This is a genomic window from Campylobacter estrildidarum (assembly GCF_005406205.1).
GTDB classification, from domain to species: domain Bacteria; phylum Campylobacterota; class Campylobacteria; order Campylobacterales; family Campylobacteraceae; genus Campylobacter_D; species Campylobacter_D estrildidarum.
Genome location: NZ_NXLZ01000003.1, coordinates 131,574 through 151,734, shown reverse-complemented (window position 1 = coordinate 151,734; position 20,161 = coordinate 131,574). Strand labels below are relative to the sequence as shown.

Annotated in this window: 21 protein-coding genes; 10 read left to right on the top strand and 11 right to left on the bottom strand. The window is 29.8% G+C overall.

The features are described from left to right. Window positions 1-158: 158 nt before the first annotated feature. The 5 genes from CQA69_RS02870 to ung all read right to left on the bottom strand — a co-directional run bounded on the left by CQA69_RS02870 (window position 159) and on the right by ung (window position 5,781). Complete coding sequence (locus CQA69_RS02870) at window positions 159-815, bottom strand: LutC/YkgG family protein (RefSeq protein WP_137620318.1); 657 nt, start codon at window positions 813-815, stop codon at window positions 159-161. Then, a complete protein-coding gene (locus CQA69_RS02865) occupies window positions 808-2,244 on the bottom strand; it encodes a LutB/LldF family L-lactate oxidation iron-sulfur protein (RefSeq protein ID WP_137620317.1) in 1,437 nt (478 codons plus the stop codon). Before CQA69_RS02865 ends, CQA69_RS02870 begins: the two co-directional genes overlap by 8 nt. Beyond that, window positions 2,241-2,978, bottom strand: a complete 738-nt coding sequence (locus CQA69_RS02860; RefSeq protein ID WP_137620316.1) for a (Fe-S)-binding protein — start codon at window positions 2,976-2,978, stop codon at window positions 2,241-2,243. Before CQA69_RS02860 ends, CQA69_RS02865 begins: the two co-directional genes overlap by 4 nt. Before the next feature lie 19 nt (window positions 2,979-2,997). Beyond that, complete coding sequence (locus CQA69_RS02855) at window positions 2,998-4,665, bottom strand: lactate permease LctP family transporter (protein WP_137620315.1); 1,668 nt, start codon at window positions 4,663-4,665, stop codon at window positions 2,998-3,000. 414 nt (window positions 4,666-5,079) lie between these two features. Beyond that, the gene (gene ung / locus CQA69_RS02850) at window positions 5,080-5,781 is read right to left on the bottom strand and encodes a uracil-DNA glycosylase (RefSeq protein ID WP_137620314.1); all 702 of its coding nucleotides are present in this window, start codon (window positions 5,779-5,781) and stop codon (window positions 5,080-5,082) included. 195 nt (window positions 5,782-5,976) lie between these two features. Here ung and CQA69_RS02845 point away from each other — a divergent pair, with 195 nt between their 5' ends. From CQA69_RS02845 to CQA69_RS02800, 10 genes are all read left to right on the top strand, one after another. Further along, window positions 5,977-7,377: an aspartate ammonia-lyase gene (locus CQA69_RS02845; protein ID WP_137620313.1), complete on the top strand. Its 1,401-nt coding sequence runs from the start codon at window positions 5,977-5,979 to the stop codon at window positions 7,375-7,377. A 12-nt stretch (window positions 7,378-7,389) separates the two neighbouring features. After that, window positions 7,390-8,727, top strand: a complete 1,338-nt coding sequence (locus tag CQA69_RS02840; RefSeq protein ID WP_137620312.1) for an anaerobic C4-dicarboxylate transporter — start codon at window positions 7,390-7,392, stop codon at window positions 8,725-8,727. A 75-nt stretch (window positions 8,728-8,802) separates the two neighbouring features. After that, complete coding sequence (locus CQA69_RS02835) at window positions 8,803-10,152, top strand: hypothetical protein (protein ID WP_137620311.1); 1,350 nt, start codon at window positions 8,803-8,805, stop codon at window positions 10,150-10,152. Between the two features lie 35 nt (window positions 10,153-10,187). Further along, on the top strand, window positions 10,188-10,802 hold the full coding sequence (gene lpoB / locus CQA69_RS02830; RefSeq protein ID WP_137620310.1) for a penicillin-binding protein activator LpoB: 615 nt from the start codon (window positions 10,188-10,190) through the stop codon (window positions 10,800-10,802). Between the two features lies 1 nt (window position 10,803). After that, complete coding sequence (locus CQA69_RS02825) at window positions 10,804-11,808, top strand: CsgG/HfaB family protein (RefSeq protein WP_137620309.1); 1,005 nt, start codon at window positions 10,804-10,806, stop codon at window positions 11,806-11,808. 118 nt (window positions 11,809-11,926) lie between these two features. After that, window positions 11,927-12,235 (top strand): 50S ribosomal protein L21, encoded by a 309-nt coding sequence (rplU, locus tag CQA69_RS02820; protein ID WP_137620308.1) that lies wholly within the window; start codon window positions 11,927-11,929, stop codon window positions 12,233-12,235. Window positions 12,236-12,245: 10 nt separating this feature from the next. Further along, window positions 12,246-12,500 (top strand): 50S ribosomal protein L27, encoded by a 255-nt coding sequence (rpmA, locus tag CQA69_RS02815; protein WP_002778821.1) that lies wholly within the window; start codon window positions 12,246-12,248, stop codon window positions 12,498-12,500. A 384-nt stretch (window positions 12,501-12,884) separates the two neighbouring features. Then, window positions 12,885-13,931 carry a GTPase ObgE gene (obgE, locus tag CQA69_RS02810; protein WP_137620307.1) on the top strand — a complete coding sequence of 349 codons (1,047 nt, stop codon included), beginning with the start codon at window positions 12,885-12,887 and terminating at the stop codon, window positions 13,929-13,931. Next, on the top strand, window positions 13,918-14,163 hold the full coding sequence (locus CQA69_RS02805; RefSeq protein WP_137620306.1) for a hypothetical protein: 246 nt from the start codon (window positions 13,918-13,920) through the stop codon (window positions 14,161-14,163). Before obgE ends, CQA69_RS02805 begins: the two co-directional genes overlap by 14 nt. Before the next feature lie 68 nt (window positions 14,164-14,231). Then, complete coding sequence (locus CQA69_RS02800; RefSeq protein ID WP_137620305.1) at window positions 14,232-14,675, top strand: DUF411 domain-containing protein; 444 nt, start codon at window positions 14,232-14,234, stop codon at window positions 14,673-14,675. 19 nt (window positions 14,676-14,694) lie between these two features. Here the strand turns inward: CQA69_RS02800 and traF are convergent, their stop codons facing one another. Genes traF through CQA69_RS02770 form a run of 6 tightly spaced genes read right to left on the bottom strand, consistent with a single transcriptional unit; the run spans window position 14,695 to window position 20,086 of the window. Further along, window positions 14,695-15,195 (bottom strand): conjugal transfer protein TraF, encoded by a 501-nt coding sequence (gene traF, locus CQA69_RS02795; protein ID WP_137620304.1) that lies wholly within the window; start codon window positions 15,193-15,195, stop codon window positions 14,695-14,697. Then, a complete protein-coding gene (locus CQA69_RS02790) occupies window positions 15,156-15,641 on the bottom strand; it encodes a TlpA family protein disulfide reductase (RefSeq protein ID WP_137620303.1) in 486 nt (161 codons plus the stop codon). Before CQA69_RS02790 ends, traF begins: the two co-directional genes overlap by 40 nt. Then, on the bottom strand, window positions 15,638-16,291 hold the full coding sequence (locus tag CQA69_RS02785) for an ABC transporter ATP-binding protein (RefSeq protein WP_137620339.1): 654 nt from the start codon (window positions 16,289-16,291) through the stop codon (window positions 15,638-15,640). Before CQA69_RS02785 ends, CQA69_RS02790 begins: the two co-directional genes overlap by 4 nt. Next, complete coding sequence (locus tag CQA69_RS02780) at window positions 16,287-17,408, bottom strand: ABC transporter permease (protein ID WP_137620302.1); 1,122 nt, start codon at window positions 17,406-17,408, stop codon at window positions 16,287-16,289. Before CQA69_RS02780 ends, CQA69_RS02785 begins: the two co-directional genes overlap by 5 nt. Beyond that, window positions 17,398-18,696 (bottom strand): ABC transporter permease, encoded by a 1,299-nt coding sequence (locus tag CQA69_RS02775; RefSeq protein ID WP_137620301.1) that lies wholly within the window; start codon window positions 18,694-18,696, stop codon window positions 17,398-17,400. Before CQA69_RS02775 ends, CQA69_RS02780 begins: the two co-directional genes overlap by 11 nt. Further along, window positions 18,683-20,086: a Fe-S-containing protein gene (locus CQA69_RS02770; protein ID WP_137620300.1), complete on the bottom strand. Its 1,404-nt coding sequence runs from the start codon at window positions 20,084-20,086 to the stop codon at window positions 18,683-18,685. Before CQA69_RS02770 ends, CQA69_RS02775 begins: the two co-directional genes overlap by 14 nt. Between the last annotated feature and the right edge of the window lie 75 nt (window positions 20,087-20,161).

Below are 20,161 nucleotides of genomic sequence, written 5' to 3'. Positions count from 1 at the left end.
ATTTATATTTTTGTTTAAAATAAAATGTCTTCTTTTTTATATTTAAAATTATTAATTACGCATAATTGTATCATTGTTTATTATGCTATTAATTGGAAATTACTTTATTTATATAATAAAATTTATATTCAAGATTTACTGATTCTATATACATAAAATCAGTAAATAATAATATGCGCTTGTTGTGGCCCATGAACTCCAAAAACGGTGATGAGTTCTATATCGGCTGTTCTTGAAGGTCCTGCGATAAACAAAATATTGCTTGGCAAATTCTCATTTTCTTTTTTTGCTAAATTTAAAGCCTCGCTAAGACTTTTAACTATATTTTCTTTTTTAAGCAAAACAATACAAAGTTTTGGAGCCAAAGAAAGCATTCTAGGTTGTTCTTTTGAAGAAAGCACTAGAGCAACACCATGAGAGCTTACCCCCACTCTTGCGTGAATGATAGAAAAGTCACTATGAAAAACTTCAGATCTTAGTTCTTCTATATTTTTATCAAAGCATATTTTTTGTTCAGCGTTGATTTTTTCTAAATTTAAATTTAGATTTTGAGGATAAATAAGCTTAGTATAGCCATAGCTTGACGCGATTTCATTGATTTTTTCTTCAAGTTTATCTTGAGTACTTTCTTCAACGATATATCTATTATCACTCATTTTTTGTTTTAATTCGCTAAGCATATCTTCTGTAGTGCAAATATGTTCTACAGGATCTATACTTGGAGTGCGTGAAAATTCTTTATCACAATAGTAATTTTCAAGTTTTTTTAAAATACTTTCCTTGCTTTTTGAAGAAATTTGTGCAATTTTACTCATAAATAACTCCTTCAAGTTTTTCTACTTCTTTATATAAATCTTTTTTGATTTGTGGTAATTCTTTAAAAGCACTCCAATTTTTAATTACTGGTAAAGAATCTTTAAAATTGTGCAATAAAGAATTAAAATAATGAGCCTTTGAAAGAGAAAATCTCCATAAATTACCATTGGTAGCTAGATTTTTAAACCTTGCAAAAGTAAAGGCTTCCATAGCATTGTGATGAACCAAGTTTGCACCTATAGGCGGATTATCCCCTTGTCCTACTTTATCACGTCTTAGTTTTCTAATAAGATCAGCCAAAGGAATTTTGACAGGACAAACTTCTGAACAACGTCCGCAAAGCGAACAAAAAGTTAAAATATCGCCTGTATGATCTATGCCAAAAATGTTTGGACTGATCACTTCCCCTATAGGTCCAGGGTAAGTTGTTTGATAAGTATGTCCTCCTATTTGATCATAAACAGGACAAAAATTCATACAAGCACCACATCTTATACATCTTAAAGCTTCGTAATAATCTTCGTTTGAAAGCATATTGGTGCGGTTATTATTAAACAATACCACATGCACTTCTTTAGGGCCATCCAATTCCCCATTTTTTCTTGGCCCTGTAATGATGTTATTATAGGTTGGTATAAATTGTCCTGTAGCAGAAGGAGTGAGTAAAGATACCATAGTAGCAGCATCTTCAAAAGTTTCCATTACTTTTTCTATACCACAAAGTGCTATATGGATATCTGGAGCTGTGGTACACATTCTACCATTGCCTTCATTTTCTATAAGCCAAAAAGCTCCTTCTTTAGACATGGCAAAATTAACCCCACTAAGCCCTAATTTTAAGCCTTCAAATTCATCTCTTAAATGTTTTCTTGCGATAGCATTAAGTTTTTCAGGTTCACTTTCTAACTCAGAGTTTAATTTTTCTTTGAAAATTTTTCCTATTTCATAGCGATTTCTATGAATGGCTGGAACTACGATATGCACAGGCGCTTCATCGTTTAATTGTAAAATGAGCTCACCCAAATCGGTTTCAATGGCTTTCATTCCTTTATTTTCTAGATAATGGTTTAAGCCTATTTCTTCACTTGCCATAGACTTACCCTTAAGAACTTTAGTAATATTTTTTTCGATCATAAGTTCATAGATTAGTTCGCAAGCATCTTCTTTGGTGTCTGCCCAATGCACTATCATTCCATTAGCTGTAGCATTTTTTTCAAATTCAAGTAAGCGATCTTTTAAGCTCATTAAAGCATTATTTTTAGCTTGTTTTGCTTTCGATCTTAAACCTTGCCAATCTTGAAATTTGGCATCGATTACTTTAAAGCGATTTGTTTGTAAAGTATGCATAGCATTAACAAGGTTTTCTTGCATTTGTTTATCGTTTAATTTCAAATGAACGATTTGTTCGTGAGGCATCTTAGCATTCATAGTTTTTCTCCTTGCAAACGTTTGACTAAAAAGTCATATAAATGGATAGGTTTGATATCAAGTCCCATTCTTTGCATAGTTCCACCTATATTTAAAAGGCAACCTCCATCAGCACTTACTAGATATTTTGCTCCAGTATTTTGTATATCTTTGACTTTACTTTGTGCCATAGCATTTGAAATTTCAGGTTCTTTAATACAAAAAGTTCCACCAAATCCACAACATTCTTCTTCATAAGTTAAAGGAACGAGTTCAACATTTTTAAGTCTTTTGATCAAATTTTTGTTGGCATCAATGCTTTTTTGCACTCTTAAAGCATGACAATTTGAATGCCAAGTTATTTTTATAGGATCACCTTTATCTTCATAATTTACATTAAGAACTTCATCAAGGTATTGAGAAAGTTCTATTACTCTTTCACTGAAATTTTTTACTTTTTCAAATTGTGGATCATCTTTAAAAAGTTCTAAATAATCATGACTCATCATTCCAGCACAAGATCCACTAGGAACAACGATAGGATAATGCTCATCAAAAAGATTTACATTATACATAGCAATTTCTTTACTTTCTTTAAAGTATCCTGAGTTAAAAGAAGGTTGAGAGCAACAAGTTTGTTTTTTCTTAAAGATAACTTCCACGCCCTCTAAGCGTAAAAGTTTTAGAGCATTTAAAATCGTATCTTGCATAGCAGCTGTCCCTAAGCAAGTTGCGTAAAAATATACTTTTTTCATTGATTTTTACCTCTTTTAATTATTTTAAAATAGCACTAGGAATAATACCTTGTAAGAAGAAGGCAATAAAACAAGTCCAAATTCCTACTAAAATAATAAAAGCTATTGAATATTTAAGCGTGAATTTGAAAAGCTCTGATTCTCTTCCTACTAAACCAACAGCTGCACAAGCAACGGCTATACTTTGCGGACTGATCATTTTTCCTACAACACCCCCTACAGAATTTGCTGCTAAAAATAAAACTTCATTAACTCCAAGTTTTTGAGCAGTTGCTTGTTGCAAGGTTCCAAAAAGTAGATTTGCACTTGTGTCTGATCCCGTTAAGAATACTCCTATCCAGCCTATTACTGGAGAGAAAAATGAAAATATATCTCCTGTGTGAGCAAAGGCAAGACCTAAAGTCGCACTCATACCACTATTTTTAGAAATAAACGCAAAAGCTACAACAAGACCTATAGTAAGACAAGGGATAGCCATTTCTTTTAAGGTTGCTCCAAAACATTCTGCAGCATCGCTTGCTTTAATTTTTAAGATAAAAATAGTCAAAAATGCAGCAAATAAAATTGCTGTTCCTGCTTGTGCAACTGTCTTGCCGTTAATGAAATCTATAGCTAAATTTAAGCTTACTGGTTTTGAAATGCTTGCATCTACAATAGAAGGACTAAGTATTCCTTGAGTGATATTGTTAAATGCAATAGTAATACTAGTAAAGGCAAAAATTCCATCTTTTCCAAAAAGATTTTTAAACCAAGGTTGAGTCCAAAAGATTATACAAATAATGAGTAAGATAAAAGGAGTCCAAGCTTTTAAAATTTCGCCAAAACTTAAATTTGTATTTGTTTGAAAATCTGTTTTACCATCTACGCGATAAATATTTTTTATTTTCCAAAATTTTAAAAATATTGTCGTAATTGCTAAAGAAGATACAGCTGAAATAATACTTGGAAGTTCAGCACCTAAGTAATTAGAACTTAGATATTGAGTAAGGGTAAAGCTTGCTGCAGCTACAAAAACAGCAGGAAAGGTTTCTTTAACTCCTTTAAAGCCATTCATTAAAAATACAACAAAAAATGGAACAATAAAACTAAGAGGTATAAGCATTCTACCGATCATAGCTGAAACGGATTGACTTTCAATTTTGACTAAATCACACATTGCAATTACAGGAATTCCAACAGCACCAAAAGCTACAGGTGCAGTATTTGCTATAAGACAAAGTCCTGCTGCTTGCAATGGTTTAAAACCAAGTCCAACTAGAAGGGCTGCTGTGATGGCAATTGGACCTCCAAAACCTATAGCACCTTCCAAAAACGAACCAAAACAAAAGCCGATTAGTATCACTTGCATTCTATGATCAGGAGTAATACTCATCACACTTTGTTTGATCACTTCAAAAGATCCTGATTTGATTGAAAGTTTGTAAAGAAAAATTGCTGCAATGATAATCCAAGCAATAGGCCACATACCATTAATGAAACCTTGCACAAAACTTGCACCAACTAAATTCCAAGGCATCTTATATATAAATAGCCCAACCAAAGATGCAGCTATAACAGTTAAAAATCCAGCTTGAAAACCCTTAAGCTTGAAAAAAACTAAACAAACCAAAAAACAAAATATAGGTAAAAATGCAAACAAAGCACTTAACCAAATATTTCCCATCGGATCATAAACTTGTTCCCACATCAGATATTTTCTCCTTTTTTGATACTACTTTGAATATAACTAGAGAATCTTATCAAAAATTTTAAAAAAAGGTGCAAAAAAACAATAAAAATCAAAAATATTGCATAGTATTATTAAAAATTTGTGTATTTTGGTAACAGATTATTTTTTTAAAAAATTAATAAAATTTAAATAATAAAACTTTAAATGTTGATGATAATATATTTAAGTTTTGAATTCTTGTTAGTTTGTATTGTTTATTTTAAGCCAATTAATATTTCAAATAAATTAAATTGTATAATTTTTAAAAACTAAAGTATTTAAAAAATCAGTCGATATAGAGTTTGAATCTTTTAAAAATATTGCAAAATTAGTCCGCTTTTTTACGGACTTAAGTGTTGTATTCTTTAATCTTATTTATAATAACATTTAATTTTATTCGATGTTTAAATTCCAGTTTATAGGTGTCTTTTTTAAATTCTGCAAAATTTCGTTTGCTTTTGAAAAATGCCTACAGCCTAAAAATCCTGTTCTAGCTAATGGACTAGGATGAGCAGCTTCTAATATAAAATGTTTTTTTGTATCAATAAGATTTTTTTTAGATTTTGCAAAATTCCCCCAAAGCATAAAAATAAGTCCTGTTTTTTCTATACTGAGTTTAGATATGATAGCATCGCTAAATTCTTGCCAACCCCAGGTACTATGACTCGCAGGTTTTCCAGCTTCAACACTAAGAATAGAATTTAAAAGCAAAACCCCTTGTTTTGCCCAAAAACTCAAATCCCCATCTTTTGCAGGTTGAATTTTTAAATCATTATAAAGCTCTTTATAGATATTAGCTAGGCTTGGGGGAATTTTAATTTCTTTAGGAACTGAAAAACTAAGTCCCATTGCTTGACCTTCTTGGTGGTAAGGATCTTGCCCTAAAATGATCACTTTTAAATCTTTGAAAGGAGTAAGATTGAAGGCATTAAAAGTTAAATTTGCTGGTGGATAAATTGTTTTTTTATTTTCTAAAGCGTGAATATATTTTTTTTTAATTTCTAAAAAATAAGGTTTTAAAAATTCTTCCTTTAAAAAATTTTTCCAATCCTCGTTTATTTTAATATTGTCTAAATCAATAGTTATTTTTTTCATACAATAATCCAAAGTTTTATTGAGGAAAATTATAACAAAATTTATTTAAGGATGTATTTTTAATCTTTATTATTTAGTTTTACTTGAATAAATGTTAATAATATTAACTAAATATTAACTAAAACAGGAATATACTTAATCTACGAAGATTTTTAGTGTTTAAATTAAAAATACAAACTATACGAAAGGTTTAAAATGGGAACAAGAAAAGAGCATGATTTTATAGGAGAATTAGAAATTCCTGACGATGTGTATTATGGAGTGCAAACTTGCAGAGCTTTGGAAAATTTTAAGATGAGCGGTAGGGTTTTAAAAGAATATCCGTTCTTTGTAAAAGCTTTTGCACAAGTTAAAAAAGCAGCAGCTTTAGCCAATAAAGATTTAGGAATGGTTCCGGCTGATAGAGCTGATTATATCGTTAAAGCTTGTGATAGGATTATCAATGGCGAATTTTTAGATCAATTTGTAGTAGATATGGTTCAAGGTGGTGCTGGAACAAGTACAAATATGAATGCTAATGAAGTGATTACTAATGTCGCTCTTGAAATGATGGGCCATAAAAAAGGTGAATATCAATACCTTCATCCAAATGACAATACAAATTTTGGACAATCAACTAACGATGCTTATCCAAGTTCTATTAAAGTCGCAGTTCACGCTAAAATGGGCGATTTACTTAAAGCTATGGAAGTATTAAAAAATGAATTAGAAATTAAAGCAAAAGAATGGAAAGATATATTAAAAATCGGTAGAACAGAGCTTGAAGATGCTGTTCCTACAACCTTAGGAAATACTTTTAATGCTTTTGCAAGTTATTTAAAAAGCGATATAGAAAAAATTACTAAAGCAAGGGAATCAATGACTTATCTAAATTTAGGAGCAACAGCGATTGGAACAGGAATTTGCTGTCATCCTGATTATAAAGATTTAGTTGAAAAATATTTAAGTGATATAACAGGTTCTACTTTTAGACCCGCAGAGGATTTTATAGCAGCGACTCAAGATACAGCCGATTTTGTTCACGTAAGCGGAGCTTTAAAAACTGCTGCGGTTAGACTTTCTAAAATTGCTAACGACATAAGATTAATGAATTCAGGTCCAAGATGTGGTTTAAGCGAAGTTAATTTACCTCAAATGCAACCAGGTAGTTCTATCATGCCAGGTAAAGTAAATCCTGTAATCCCAGAAGTTGTAGGAGAGGCTTGTTATGAGGTTATAGGAAATGATGTAACTATAATGCTTTGCTCAGAAAGAGGAGAATTTGAGCTTAATGCATTCGAACCAGGAATTGCTTATGCTTTATTTAATTCTTTAGTTCTTTTAGAAAATGCAATGCTAACTTTAGCTAACAAGGCCATTAAGCATTTAACAGCTAATCCTGAAAATTGTAAAAAAACCATGTTTAATTCTATCAGTTTGGTTACTGCACTTAATCCTTATATAGGATATGAAAATTCAGCATCTGTTGCAAAAGAAGCTTTGCAAACTGGAAAAAGTGTAGCCGATATTGTTTTAGAAAGAGGTTTGCTGTCAAAAGAAAAGCTTGAAAAATATTTAACTCCTGAAAATATGTTAAATCCACGCATCGAAAAATAAAAGGTTTTTATTATGAGCTTGGAGCTAATTCTACAAATCATTGTCTTTTTGGGTTCTATTTTTATAGGAATTCGTTTAGGGGGTATAGCTATAGGCTATGCAGGAGGTATAGGAGTTGTTGTTTTAGGACTTGCTTTAGGTATGAAGCCAGGTAGTATTCCTTGGGATGTTATTTTAATCATTGCTGCAGCTATTGCAGCAATTTCTGCAATGCAGCAAGCCGGTGGTCTTGATTATATGGTAAGGCTTACTGAGAGGTTTTTAAGGAAACATCCACAATTTATTAATTATCTAGCTCCAATTTGTGGTTGGCTTTTAACTCTTTTAGCAGGAACAGGTAATGCTGTATTTTCTTTAATGCCTGTGGTTGTCGATGTTGCAAAATCTCAAAATATCAAACCTTCAGTTCCACTTTCTTTGATGGTGGTTGCTTCTCAAATAGGTATCACTGCATCTCCTGTTAGTGCCGCTGTTGTTTATATGAGTCGAGTTTTAGAACAATTTGGATGGAATTATCCGACATTATTGGGAATTTGGATAAGCACAACTTTTATTGCCTGTATTTTAACGGCTTTTATAGTTAGCCTTATTACCCCTTTAGATCTTAGTAAAAGTAAAATTTATCAAGAGCGTTTAAAAACAGGACTTGTTAAAGATGCTAATGAAGTTTTACAAGCAGAAGATAAACCAGGTGCTAAACTTTCAGTGGCGATTTTTTTAACAACGGTTTTATGCGTGGTTTTATATGCAACAGCAATTTCTAATAATATTCGATGGATAGATCCGGTTGTTATTTCAAGAGATTCGGCTATTATGAGCTTTTTGTTAACAGCAGCTACTTTGATTACTTGGTTTTGCAAAGTAGATCCGACAAAAATTTTAGATACAAGTGTTTTTAAAAGTGGAATGACAGCTTGTGTTTGTGTTTTTGGCGTTGCGTGGCTTGGAAATACTTTCGTTTCGGGTCACACCAATGAAATTACAGATTTAGCTAGCAATTGGGTAAAACAAATTCCAGCAACACTTGCGGTTGCATTTTTCTTTGCTAGTATGCTTTTATATTCTCAAGCAGCTACGGCTAAAGCTATTGTTCCTGTGGTCATTACTTCTTTAGGTATCACTACTGCAAGTCCGAACGATTCTTATATGTTAGTGGCTTGTTTTGTTGCAGTTTCTGCACTTTTTGTTTTGCCAACTTATCCTACCTTATTGGGTGCTGTGCAAATGGATGATACAGGAACAACAAGAATAGGTAAATTTATTTTTAATCACTCTTTCTTTATACCAGGTGTGTTAGCTATCGCTATTGCAGTAGCTTTAGGCTTTGTGGCTGCTGGTCTTTTTATGTAAATAACAATAGTCCATTTGGGCTATTGTTAATTTTTTGATATAGTTTAAAATTAAATTTTTACGGAATTATTTTGAATGTATCGAATAATATTATTTTTTATTATATTTATTTTAAGCGCCTGCTCAACTCACCAAGAACAAAATTTTCTCTATCAAGAAGAATTGTTTTCTAAAAGGTGTGATCATAATTTTTTTGAAAAACAATTACAAGCGATCCATCAAAATGATGATACTATTTTTAAAGGTTTAAATGCAGCGTATATTGCTAGGGATTGCAAAGATTTTAATTTGAGTAACATAATTTTTGATCAAGTGGAAAATTCTTATAAATATGATGTTGATTTAAAAAGCACTATTTCTAAAAACACAAATTTAATAACTTCTACACTAATAAATGATGGAATAAATGATTATCAAGGTACTTGGTATGAACGCACTATGGTAAATGTTTATAAAGGCTTAAATTTTATGAGTTTGAAAGATTTTTCAAATGCTAGGGTAGAATTTAATCGTGCTTTAGCAAGACAAGAGATGGCTAAGGAATATTTTGCTAATCAAATTGAACAGATGCGAAAAAAGGTTGAAAAAGAAGAGAATTTCGAGCAAAATATCGATAAAAATATTGAAATTATTGCAAATCAATACAATAATCTTTTTGAAGAATTTCATGCGCAAAAAAATTACACAAACGCTTATGCAACTTATATTTCTTCAATATTTTTTTTTATGGACCATGATTATCAAAAAGCTTCTGATTTATTTAAAGAAGTTTATGCAGCCTATAATAACGATAAGGAAATACAAAGAGAATTTGAGCTTTTTGATCAGTATTCTAAAGCTTTAAATCCGCAAAAATTAAAAAAACATGTTTTCATCATTTATGAAAATGGTTTGAGTCCTGCATTGGACGAATTTTCACTTACTCTACCTTTTATTTTTGATCAACATATCGTGACAGCAAGTGTGACTTTACCAACTTTAAAAAAGCGAAATGAATCTTATGTTTATTTAAATATCTCAAATGATACAGATTTTGTGAAAACTTCAAATGTATTTGATTTTGATGAGGTGGTTGCAAGCGAATTTAAAGAAGAATTAAATGCTAAAATTACTAAATCTTTAATTTCAACTCTTTTAAAAACTAGTTTAAATATGACTATAGCAAACAATGATCAAAGCGGAATTTTAACTCTTGTAAGCAATATTTTTACTGCTACAACAACAAGGAGTGATTTGAGAATTTGGAATTTTTTACCTAAGAATATTCAAATTTTAATGCTCGATAATAATGGTTTTATTAAAATTCAAGATGATAATAATCATTTAATTTATTCTAATTTTTTAGATCAAAATAAAGATATATTGATTTTAATTAGATCATTTAACCCAGCGATTCCAAGTCAAATTTACAAAATTGAAAATTAAATAGAGTATAATTAATTTAAAAAAAGGAATTAATAATGAGAAATTTATTTTTTTATTGTTTTCTAGCTATTTTTTTTGTAGCTTGTGGGGCACCTGTTTATACAGATGGTTATGCAAGTCAAGAAAAACAAGGTGATGCTTTAACTTTAGGACTTGATAGAGAAGATTTTGAAAAAACAGCACAAGAAATGATCGAGAGTATGTTGAAAGATCCTGCTTTTTCCAATATTTCACAAGGTCAGAGAAAAGTGATAGCTATTGGAAAAATCGTCAATGATACACCGCAAAGAATAGATACAGATAAGCTTATAAGTAAAATTACCATAGCACTTAGAAAATCGGGTAAATTTATTCTCACTACAGCTGTTGCAGCAGGAGGCGCTCGTGATGAAATGAGTGAAGCTGTAAGGGGATTACGCGACAATGAAGAATTCAATCAAAATACTATTTCTCAAAAAGGAACTTTAATAGCTCCTAATTTTTCTTTAAGTGGAAAAATTCGTCAAGATAATGTCAAACTTAGAAATGGGGACATACAAGTAGAGTACTTTTTTCATTTAACACTTACAGATTTAAACTCAGGACTTGCTTATTGGGAAGATGAAAAAACAATTGATAAAACAGGAACTAGTAAATCGGTGACTTGGTAAAATGAGAAATTTTTTTATTTTAATAGCTTTTTTATCTTTGCTTTGGGCTGAAAATCAAAATATTATAAAAGCTCCAAATGAAAAAAATGTTATTATTTATGATTACACTCCTATTGAAGATGTCAATTTTAGTAATCAAGATAATATTCAAAATTCAAAAACACTTCCTCATCAAAGAACTAAGTTTCAAAAAATTTCACAAGGTTTTGGAACTGGTCAAACAAGAGAAGAAGCGCTAAACAACGCTTTAATTGATGCTTTATCCAAGCTTAAAGGTGTATCAAAAATCAATTTAAGACAAGAAATTAAAAGCGTTGATTTTAAATTTTCAGCTCAAGGACAGATTGTTCAAAATTCAAAAAATACACTTCAAAATGTAAGCAATGGACGTATTGACAGCTATGAAATTACCTCCGCTGAAAACAACGGAACCGATTGGCAAATCGGACTTTTAGCCTATAAATATCTTTACCAAAGCGATCAAAAGCCAAAACTCATACTTTTTGATGAAAATGATGCAAATATAGGAAAAAATTTAACTCAAGCCTTAAACGATGTTTTTTCCAATAGTGATTATTTTACTCTCTTAGAGCGAGAGAATGATTTTAAAAACGAAGACAAGCTCATTGAAAGTAAACAAAGCTCTAGTGAAGAAATTTCTAAATTAGGAAATGTTTTAGGTGCTGATTATATTTTAGAATATAAAATTTTAGATGCATCTAAACAAGATAATTTTATTTCTTATAATAAGCTAAAAATTAATCTATCTTACAAGCTTATATTTTATCCTACAAGAGAAATTGTATTATCAAAGACTTTAAATACAAGTTTAATTGTCACTCGCGACGTTCAAAAAGAATATAAAGCTTGGGAAAATATTGCCTTAATGATACAAAAGCAGATACAAAATTCGCTTTTTAATGTCAATACATTAAACACGCAAGAAAAAGGAAAAAAACCTAGCTATAAGCTTCATAAAAATGGTGGAGTAGAGCTTGGTTTTTAATAAAATTCATTAAATTTTAAAGAAAAATTTTGTAAAATCAGAGTTTTTCTAAACCATTAAAGCTTTTTAAATCCGAAATCGGTGCTTTATGGTACTTACCAAATTATAAGGAAAAGCAATGTATGCTATTATAAAACACAGCGGAAAGCAGTATAAAGTTAGCGTTAATGATGAATTAAAGCTAGATCACTTTGAAGCTGAAAGTAAAGCTACTATCGAAGTGAATGAAGTACTTGCAGTTTGCGATAAAGATATTAAGGTAGGGGCGCCTTTCGTAGCAGGTGCAAAAGTTGTTTTAGAAGTGATCAATCACGGAAAAGATAGGAAGGTTATAATTTATAAAAAAAGACGCAGAAAAGATTCTAAACTCAAACGAGGTTTTAGAAGACAATTTACTCGCGTTATAGTTAAAGATATTAAAGCTTAAGGAGTAAAGAATGGCACACAAGAAAGGTCAAGGTTCAACTCAAAATAATCGCGATTCTATAGGTCGTCGTTTAGGTGTTAAAAAATTTGGTGGTGAATTTGTTAGAGCCGGAAATATCATTATTCGTCAAAGAGGAACTGCAACTCACGCAGGTAATAATGTAGGTATAGGAAAAGATCATACTATCTTTGCCTTAATTGATGGTTTTGTTAAATTTGAAAGAAAAGATAAAGATAGAAAAAAAGTTTCTGTTTATCCTGCTTAATTTCTAGGCTTTTTGCCTAGAAAATTTTAAACTTTTGCTAACATTTTTAATTTTTATTTATAATTATATTTTTGTTTTTAAATTCTTAAATAAAAAATTAATCATAAGAATTAAGTTTTTAAAGCTTTTTATTTTAAGTTTTATTTATGATCGGGGTATAATACCATTGTTTAATTTAAATAAAAGGAGAAATAATGGGAGGCGGAAATACAAATCCAAATTACCCATCAACTACTGGAAATCCTAGTAGTGGCGGTAGGGGAAATACCCTAAAGGGCAAATAAAAATAGTCCTACAATTTGGAAGAGACGAAATATTCTCTTTCAAATTGCGTTTTTATCTTTCTTTTGTTATACTTCTCTTCAAAAAATCTTAAGGTTATAAATGTTTATTGATAGCGTTAAAATTACTTTAGCTTCAGGTGATGGAGGTAAAGGTGCTGTAAGTTTTCGTCGCGAAAAGCACGTTCCATTGGGCGGTCCTGATGGTGGCGATGGCGGAAATGGCGGGGATATTATTTTTATATGCGATAACAATACTCACACCCTTGTTAATTTTAAAGGAAAAAAGGAACTTCGTGCGCAAAATGGTGCAGCCGGTATGGGGCGTAATAAAAATGGAAAAAAAGGAGAAAATTTAGAACTCATTGTTCCTGAAGGTACGCAAGTAATTGACGCACAAAGTAATGAAATTTTACTTGATTTAACTAAAGAAGGACAAAGGGAAGTATTTTTAAAAGGAGGCAAAGGAGGTCTTGGAAATACTCATTTTAAACACGCAACCAATCAACGTCCCGATTATGCACAACCTGGCATAAAAGGAGAGAGTCGTTTAGTAAGACTCGAGCTTAAATTGATCGCTGATGTAGGACTTGTGGGTTTTCCAAATGTGGGAAAATCGACTCTTATTAGTGTAGTTTCAAATGCAAAACCTGAAATTGCAAATTATGAATTTACTACACTGACACCAAAACTTGGTCTTGTTGATGTAGATGAGTATAATTCTTTTGTGATGGCGGATATCCCAGGTATTATCGAGGGTGCAAGTGGAGGCAAAGGTTTAGGACTTGCTTTTTTAAAGCATATAGAAAGAACATCTTTTTTACTTTTTGTATTGGATCCTTTAAGAGAAATGCCTTTAAAAGATCAATTTATAGTGTTAAGAAATGAGCTTGAAAAATTTTCTAAAGAGCTTTTTGGACGGGAATTTGGTATCATGATTTCAAAAAGTGATAGTGTGAATTTAGGTGTTGATTTTGCAAAACAGATCGTAGAGAATATAGTAAATTTAAAAGATTATTTAAAAAGTATAGAAGATCCACAAAGCTTTTTGATAGAGGTTTCAAGTCTTGAAAAAACAGGGCTTAAGAAGCTTAAATTTATGCTTTTAGAAGAGATTAAAAAGTTAAGGGAAAAACATGGAAAAAGATGAAAAACTGAAAAAACTTAAAAAGCAACGTTTAGCAGATATATTGTTTTTGGTTGCAGCTTTAGTGAATTTTATTGGGGTATTTTTTATATCATTGCTTGGAAAAGAGTCAGGACTTATTTGGAGTGGGATTTGTTGGTTGGTTATTGGAGTTATTTTTATTGCTTATAGACAATATCGATTAAGTCAATTAAATAAAAAATTAATTTTGCACAAAAAGATTTACTTTGTTTAAAAGTAAAATTTGATATATTGTTAATTTAGATTGCATGGTTAAAAATAATGAAATTTAGGGAGTAGAAAATGAAAAAAATAATTTCAGCTTTTATTGTAGTTGCAAGTGTTTCTATTTTACAAGCTAAAAATTTAGAAATTTATGAAAGTCCTACTTGTATGTGTTGCGATTATTGGGCAGCCTATATGAAGAAAAAAGGTTATAGTGTAAAAGTACATAAAACAAATGATTTTTTAAAAATTAAAGATCAATATGGTATCAAAAATGAATATCAAAGCTGCCATACAGGAATTATTGAAGGCTATGTCGTTGAAGGACATGTTCCTGAAAGCGCTGTAGCTTGGCTTCTTGAAAATAAACCAAAAGATGTTATAGGTATTTCAGCTCCTGGAATGCCACAAGGAAGTCCTGGAATGGAGCAAGGTCATTATGAAAAATATCCTGTCATTTTAATGAAAAAAGACGGAAGTTATGAAATTTATGGCTATTTTTTAGGAGATCAAAAACTTTAATTATTTATAAAGGATAAGATTAATTTTTTATCCTTTTAATTTCATTTTCAAGTATATGATAAGGTGTTAATCCTATAAATTTTTTATTCATTTTTCCTGACTCAAAAAAACTAATTACAGGAACTCCATAAATACCACCTATTGAATCTGAAAGATACTTAGCTGCATTTTTTTCATAAAATAAAGTTAATTGAGTTAAACCTTTTTCTTTTGCCCAATTTTTTGCATCATTTAAATTTTTTGCATCCCCTAAAACTACAAAGATATTAAAATTATAATTTTGGATTAATTGTTGTAAAATTTTTATTTGATCTTTGCAAACCCCACAATCTTTAGTAAAAAATGCTAAAGCAAAATTTTGATCTTGTTGGTTGAGTTTTAATTTTTTCTCAAAACCATTATAGGAAAAATTATAATTTTTATTATCCAAACTTTTAAAATTTTCCCCATCACTGCAGGCTATAAAAAATAAAGCTGTGATTAAAGCAATGAAATAAGCTTGGATTTTAAATTTTCCCAAGGTGTTTCTCCTAAAATTCTATCTTTTATAATTCCATCTTTAATGATAATAGTTGTTGGTGTTGCAAATATGGCATACCTATCTTGTGTTATTTTAAGATCATCTTTTAAAATTTCGACATTTTTAAAATCAAATTTTTTAGCTAAAGATTGTATAGTTTGTATATCATTGGCTGAATTGATCGCATAAACGCTAATTTTATCTGGATAATTTTGCGCAAATTTATCTAGATAAGGCAGTTCCTTTAAGCAAGAAGAGCAACCATTTTGAAAAAAAACTAATACTTTTAAAGAATTTTTATCATCGTTTAGTTTAATTTTATCTCCTAAAAGATTTTTAGCTGAAATTTCTGTAGCCACTTCTCCTATTTTCGTACTTTTTTTATGATTTTCAAAGGAGCATGCATTAAATAAAAATAGCGCAATAAAAATGCATAAAAATTTCATTTTAAAACCCCATGATGTAAGCATATAGTTCTATCAGCAAATTTAGCTAAATCTGGATTGTGTGTGATTAGAATAATTGTTTTTCCTTCATTTTTGAGTTTTTTTAAAGTTTGAAGAACGATTTCTTCATTAGCTTCATCTAAATTCCCTGTGGGTTCGTCTGCGAGTAAAAGCTCTGGGTTGTTAATCAAAGATCTTGCAATACATACTCTTTGTTGTTCTCCCCCACTTAGTTGATTGGGTAAATGATCTAAGCGATGTGAAAGTCCTACTTTTTCTAGCATCATTTTTGCATCTTCTTCATCAACGCAAGAGTGATAATATTGAGAAAGCATCACATTTTCTAAAGCATTTAGATAAGGGATAAGATGAAATTGCTGAAATATAAGTCCTATTTTTTCTCTGCGTAATTGTATTTTTTGTTCTTCTTGAATTTGTTCTAAATTTTGCCCATCTAAGATATATTGACCACTGCTTGGAGTATCCATTAGAGATAAAATATTTAAAAGTGTGGATTTACCACTTCCTGATGGCCCCATAATGGCAAGCCATTCTCCTTGATAAACATTTAAATTAATATTATTTAAAGCCTTAACTTTGCCAAAATTTTTGCTAAGATTTGTTATTTTTATTAATTCTTTCATTTTAATCACCTTTCAAATTATCACAAATATTAATTTTTAAAGCCTTTTTTATAGGTAAAAAAGCGGCAAAAAAAGCAAAAGCCAAAGAAATAATGATAGATATTAATACCGCTTTAAATCTAAAGTCAATGCTGGAATTAAAAATTAAATAACCAAAAATATTGGCTAAAAATATTCCACAAAATGCCCCTATGATGCTTGCTATTAAGCTTACTATAAAACATTCACTTGCAAAAAGTTTAAAAATTTCGCTCTTTTTAGCTCCTAAGGCTAAACGCAAAGCAATTTCTTTTTTTCTAGAAAATATGATAGAGCTTAGTGTGGTATTAACACTGGTTGTAACTATAATTAAAACAATAATGACGATTAAAAACATTAAGGTTTTTATTTTTTTAAGAACCAAATTTTCACTTAAAGATACCGATGATATAGGTTTAGCGTTGATAGTATTATCACTAATAGTTTGGGTTTTATGCCAAACGCTTTGAAAATCACTATCTATTATAGCATTAGCATAATTAATGCCTTGAGTATCACTTAAATTTTGAATTACATTTAAAGACGCTAAGGCTATGCTATCGAATTCATCATTACTTGAAAATATAGCTTTTATGGTTAGTTTAACACTTTTTCCATTATTTGGATTATAAATTTGCAGTTCATTTCCTGCTTTAAGGTTTAATTGTTTAGCTAGATCGACACCTAAAAAAACAGAATTATCGTTAAAATCTCTTAAAGAAAAGCTCCCATCTTTTATCTCTAAAAAAGGTTTAGTCAGTCTTAAGGCTTTAAAATCTGTTCCCAAAACAACCGCACTTGTGCTGCCTAAATTTAGGAATTCATATAAAAACGGCGTTAAAGCTCTAGCTTTTAATTTTTGTTTGATTTCTTCATATTTGATATTGGGAATAAAATTTTCATCTATATTTTTAGAACTTATAATTACATTTGCTCCATAAGCTTTTAATTCCTTGGAAAGTTTTGTATCTATATCAAAATAGATATTTAAAAATGCTGAACAAGTTAAGGCACCTATGAAAATGGATAAAACGATGATAAAAAGTCTTTGATAAGAAAAACTAAGGCTTTTAAAAAGCTCATTGAAAAAAAATCTATTTTCCATAAAGCACCTCTACTGGAGAAAGATTGGAAATATTTTTTATAGGGATTAAGCAGCCAATTATAGCTATTAAGCCAGCAAAAACTAAACTCAAAGGTAAGGCTATAAAAGCAATATCGATAAAATAGCCAAAAATATTAAGACTAATAATTTCTGAAATTCCTATACCAAATAAAAATCCGAAAATTGCAGCGATAAAGGCTACAATTAAATTTTCACTAGAAAAGATTAAATAAATTTGAAAAGTATTAGCTCCAAGGACTTTTAAAAGACCTATTTCTTTTTTTCTACGATGAATTTCTGAATTCATAAGACTTGAAATGGCTATGCTTGAAACAATGATGCAAATAATGCAAGTGATTAACATTAAAGATTGAATTTTTTTAACGATTAAATTTTGAGCATCGCTTATAGCATTTAGCACTTTTACATCAGAACCAGGAAGTCCATCTTTGATTTGACTGGCAATAGAGCCTACATAAGCAGAACAATACCATTTATCGTATTCAACTTGATCGAGTTTTTCCTCTCCTAAGCGGCGTACTTTTTCAGAAAGTGCGGATTCTGGTATAGTAAAAGCTCTAACTTCAGCACTTGAATAAAGCCCTTGTTTGTTGAGTAATTCTTGGACAAGGTGTAAAGGAGCAATGATTTTATTTGACATCTTAGGATTTGTATGTAATAAAATTCCTACAATCTTAACTTCTTTTGAAATATTATTTTCTCCAAGGAGTGTTATATTTTGTCCTATTTTTAGTTTGGAATTTTTAGCCAAATCTTCACCAAGCATAATTTCATTGCTATCATCTTTTGCCCAGTTTCCTTCTACTTTAAGATAAGGATAAAGAGTTTGAATTCCTGTTACAAAATCATCATCATCTTTTATTTTAATCGCTTGACTAAAATAAGTACCATATAATAGGGTTTTTATAAGCTTACCATCTTTTTTAATTGTGATTTTTCCATCTAAAAAAGGAGCTAATGCTGTGATATTATTACGCCAATAAATATCTTTAATCATGTATAAATTTTTCTCTTTAAGATAGTTTTTATTTTTTAAAGGTTCATAAATTTCATTACCAATTTCAATATTTAAATTAGATCCTTTAGGTAAAACAAGTATATTTGATCCATAACTTTTTAATTGTTCTGTGACTTCATTGCCTATGCTTAAAGTAATATTTAGCATAATACAAAGCAAAAGAGTAGCTAAAAAGCAAGTGAGAAAGGCTAAGAATTTTTGAATTTTATTTTTAAAAATAGAATTAAGAATTATTTTAGCCAACATCATTTCTCCTTTGGATCAAAAATTTAGCTTCAGTTTCTTCAATAAATTTTAAAGGATCTTTTTTGAATTCTTCATAGTTTTTTTCATTAATAAAATAATAAGTAATTCCTTTATAACTATAAGAAAAAGGTGCTTTTATGTTAATGAGTTTATCTTTTGAGACAGGATCAATTACTTGAATTTCTTTGATTTGACTAAAATAATTAGATCCAGCAATTACATCTTTTACATCGATAATAATATTTTTGCCATCATAAGTGTATTTTAAAGGAATAGGATTGCAACCACCTGATTTTCCTACGCTTGGTAGGAAAATACGGACATTACAAGAAATGCAGATTAATTCTCCATCTTTTTTAATATATCCCATATCTCCACAAATCATACAAGCGTCAAAAACAGCGACAGGAGAGTCTCTATCTTCTCTTTTATTGATTAGAAAAAATCTCACAACCTTACCTTCAGCTGTTACATAGGCAAATCTATGGAGTTTATTATCCCTTAAAAGAGCCACATCAAAGATAAATTTGCCCTCAGCGTTAGGTAAAATTTCTTTAGGTTCATCTATAACCAAAGGTTTAGAACTGATCATAAAAAAATACAAAACGATACAAAAACTAACTATACAGCTTATAAAAACGCTCGAAAAATAAGAATTGATTAGATGATTTTTTGCCTTATCTTTGCGATACTTAATATCTAAAATCGTATGCTTATTGATATTGTTTTGGCGAATTTTTAAACTTAAAAAAGCAAGAATAAGGATTAAAATGATATAAAGATAAATTTTAAAAGTACCAAAATAATTGCTTTTTCCAACAAAGCTAACCAAAAAAGTTTCAGTATCAATAATTGAATTTCTCATCAAAGTGAGTAAAATATTAGCTAAAGCACGATCCATTTCTACAAAGATAACGATACAAAAGACAACAAAACTTGCTTTTTTATTGATTGTTTTTTGCCATCTTAAAAAGAAAAAGATTAAAATACAAATAATGAAAGCTAAGAATATAAAACCTAAAGATGTAATTGTTTGACTATCCAATAAAGAATTGCTAAATATAGGTAAATCTTGATTGATATAATAATAATTTAAAGCTATACAAAAACTTATAATGGTTGATAATATTAAATTTAAAATTTTAAACTTTTCCCAAAAATAAAATATAAAACTTACGAGCAAAGAAGCTATAAAAATAAAATTGAAATTAAATATCAAATTATCAGTTTTTAAAAATTGTGCAGATATAAAAAATGCAAAGTATCCAAATAAAAATCCCAAAAAAACCGCTATAAAGCTTTTTGTAATGTATTTTTTGTCAGGATTTATAAAAGCTATTAAAACGCTTAAGGGCAAAATATTGGAAATAAAATTGACAAAATATATGCTCATAATCTTTCACTTTTTTATATTGATAAGAGTTATTATTACATAAAAAACTTTAACAAGTGTAAAAAATAAATAAAT

Bases quoted from the DNA above. Each gene is read 5' to 3' on its own strand.
- CQA69_RS02870 (WP_137620318.1), bottom strand. From the start codon at position 815: ATGAGTAAAATTGCACAAATTTCTTCAAAAAGCAAGGAAAGTATTTTA.
- CQA69_RS02865 (WP_137620317.1), bottom strand. From the start codon at position 2,244: ATGAATGCTAAGATGCCTCACGAACAAATCGTTCATTTGAAATTAAAC.
- CQA69_RS02860 (WP_137620316.1), bottom strand. From the start codon at position 2,978: ATGAAAAAAGTATATTTTTACGCAACTTGCTTAGGGACAGCTGCTATG.
- CQA69_RS02855 (WP_137620315.1), bottom strand. From the start codon at position 4,665: ATGTGGGAACAAGTTTATGATCCGATGGGAAATATTTGGTTAAGTGCT.
- ung (WP_137620314.1), bottom strand. From the start codon at position 5,781: ATGAAAAAAATAACTATTGATTTAGACAATATTAAAATAAACGAGGAT.
- CQA69_RS02845 (WP_137620313.1), top strand. From the start codon at position 5,977: ATGGGAACAAGAAAAGAGCATGATTTTATAGGAGAATTAGAAATTCCT.
- CQA69_RS02840 (WP_137620312.1), top strand. From the start codon at position 7,390: ATGAGCTTGGAGCTAATTCTACAAATCATTGTCTTTTTGGGTTCTATT.
- CQA69_RS02835 (WP_137620311.1), top strand. From the start codon at position 8,803: ATGTATCGAATAATATTATTTTTTATTATATTTATTTTAAGCGCCTGC.
- lpoB (WP_137620310.1), top strand. From the start codon at position 10,188: ATGAGAAATTTATTTTTTTATTGTTTTCTAGCTATTTTTTTTGTAGCT.
- CQA69_RS02825 (WP_137620309.1), top strand. From the start codon at position 10,804: ATGAGAAATTTTTTTATTTTAATAGCTTTTTTATCTTTGCTTTGGGCT.
- rplU (WP_137620308.1), top strand. From the start codon at position 11,927: ATGTATGCTATTATAAAACACAGCGGAAAGCAGTATAAAGTTAGCGTT.
- rpmA (WP_002778821.1), top strand. From the start codon at position 12,246: ATGGCACACAAGAAAGGTCAAGGTTCAACTCAAAATAATCGCGATTCT.
- obgE (WP_137620307.1), top strand. From the start codon at position 12,885: ATGTTTATTGATAGCGTTAAAATTACTTTAGCTTCAGGTGATGGAGGT.
- CQA69_RS02805 (WP_137620306.1), top strand. From the start codon at position 13,918: ATGGAAAAAGATGAAAAACTGAAAAAACTTAAAAAGCAACGTTTAGCA.
- CQA69_RS02800 (WP_137620305.1), top strand. From the start codon at position 14,232: ATGAAAAAAATAATTTCAGCTTTTATTGTAGTTGCAAGTGTTTCTATT.
- CQA69_RS02790 (WP_137620303.1), bottom strand. From the start codon at position 15,641: ATGAAATTTTTATGCATTTTTATTGCGCTATTTTTATTTAATGCATGC.
- CQA69_RS02780 (WP_137620302.1), bottom strand. From the start codon at position 17,408: ATGGAAAATAGATTTTTTTTCAATGAGCTTTTTAAAAGCCTTAGTTTT.
- CQA69_RS02775 (WP_137620301.1), bottom strand. From the start codon at position 18,696: ATGATGTTGGCTAAAATAATTCTTAATTCTATTTTTAAAAATAAAATT.
- CQA69_RS02770 (WP_137620300.1), bottom strand. From the start codon at position 20,086: ATGAGCATATATTTTGTCAATTTTATTTCCAATATTTTGCCCTTAAGC.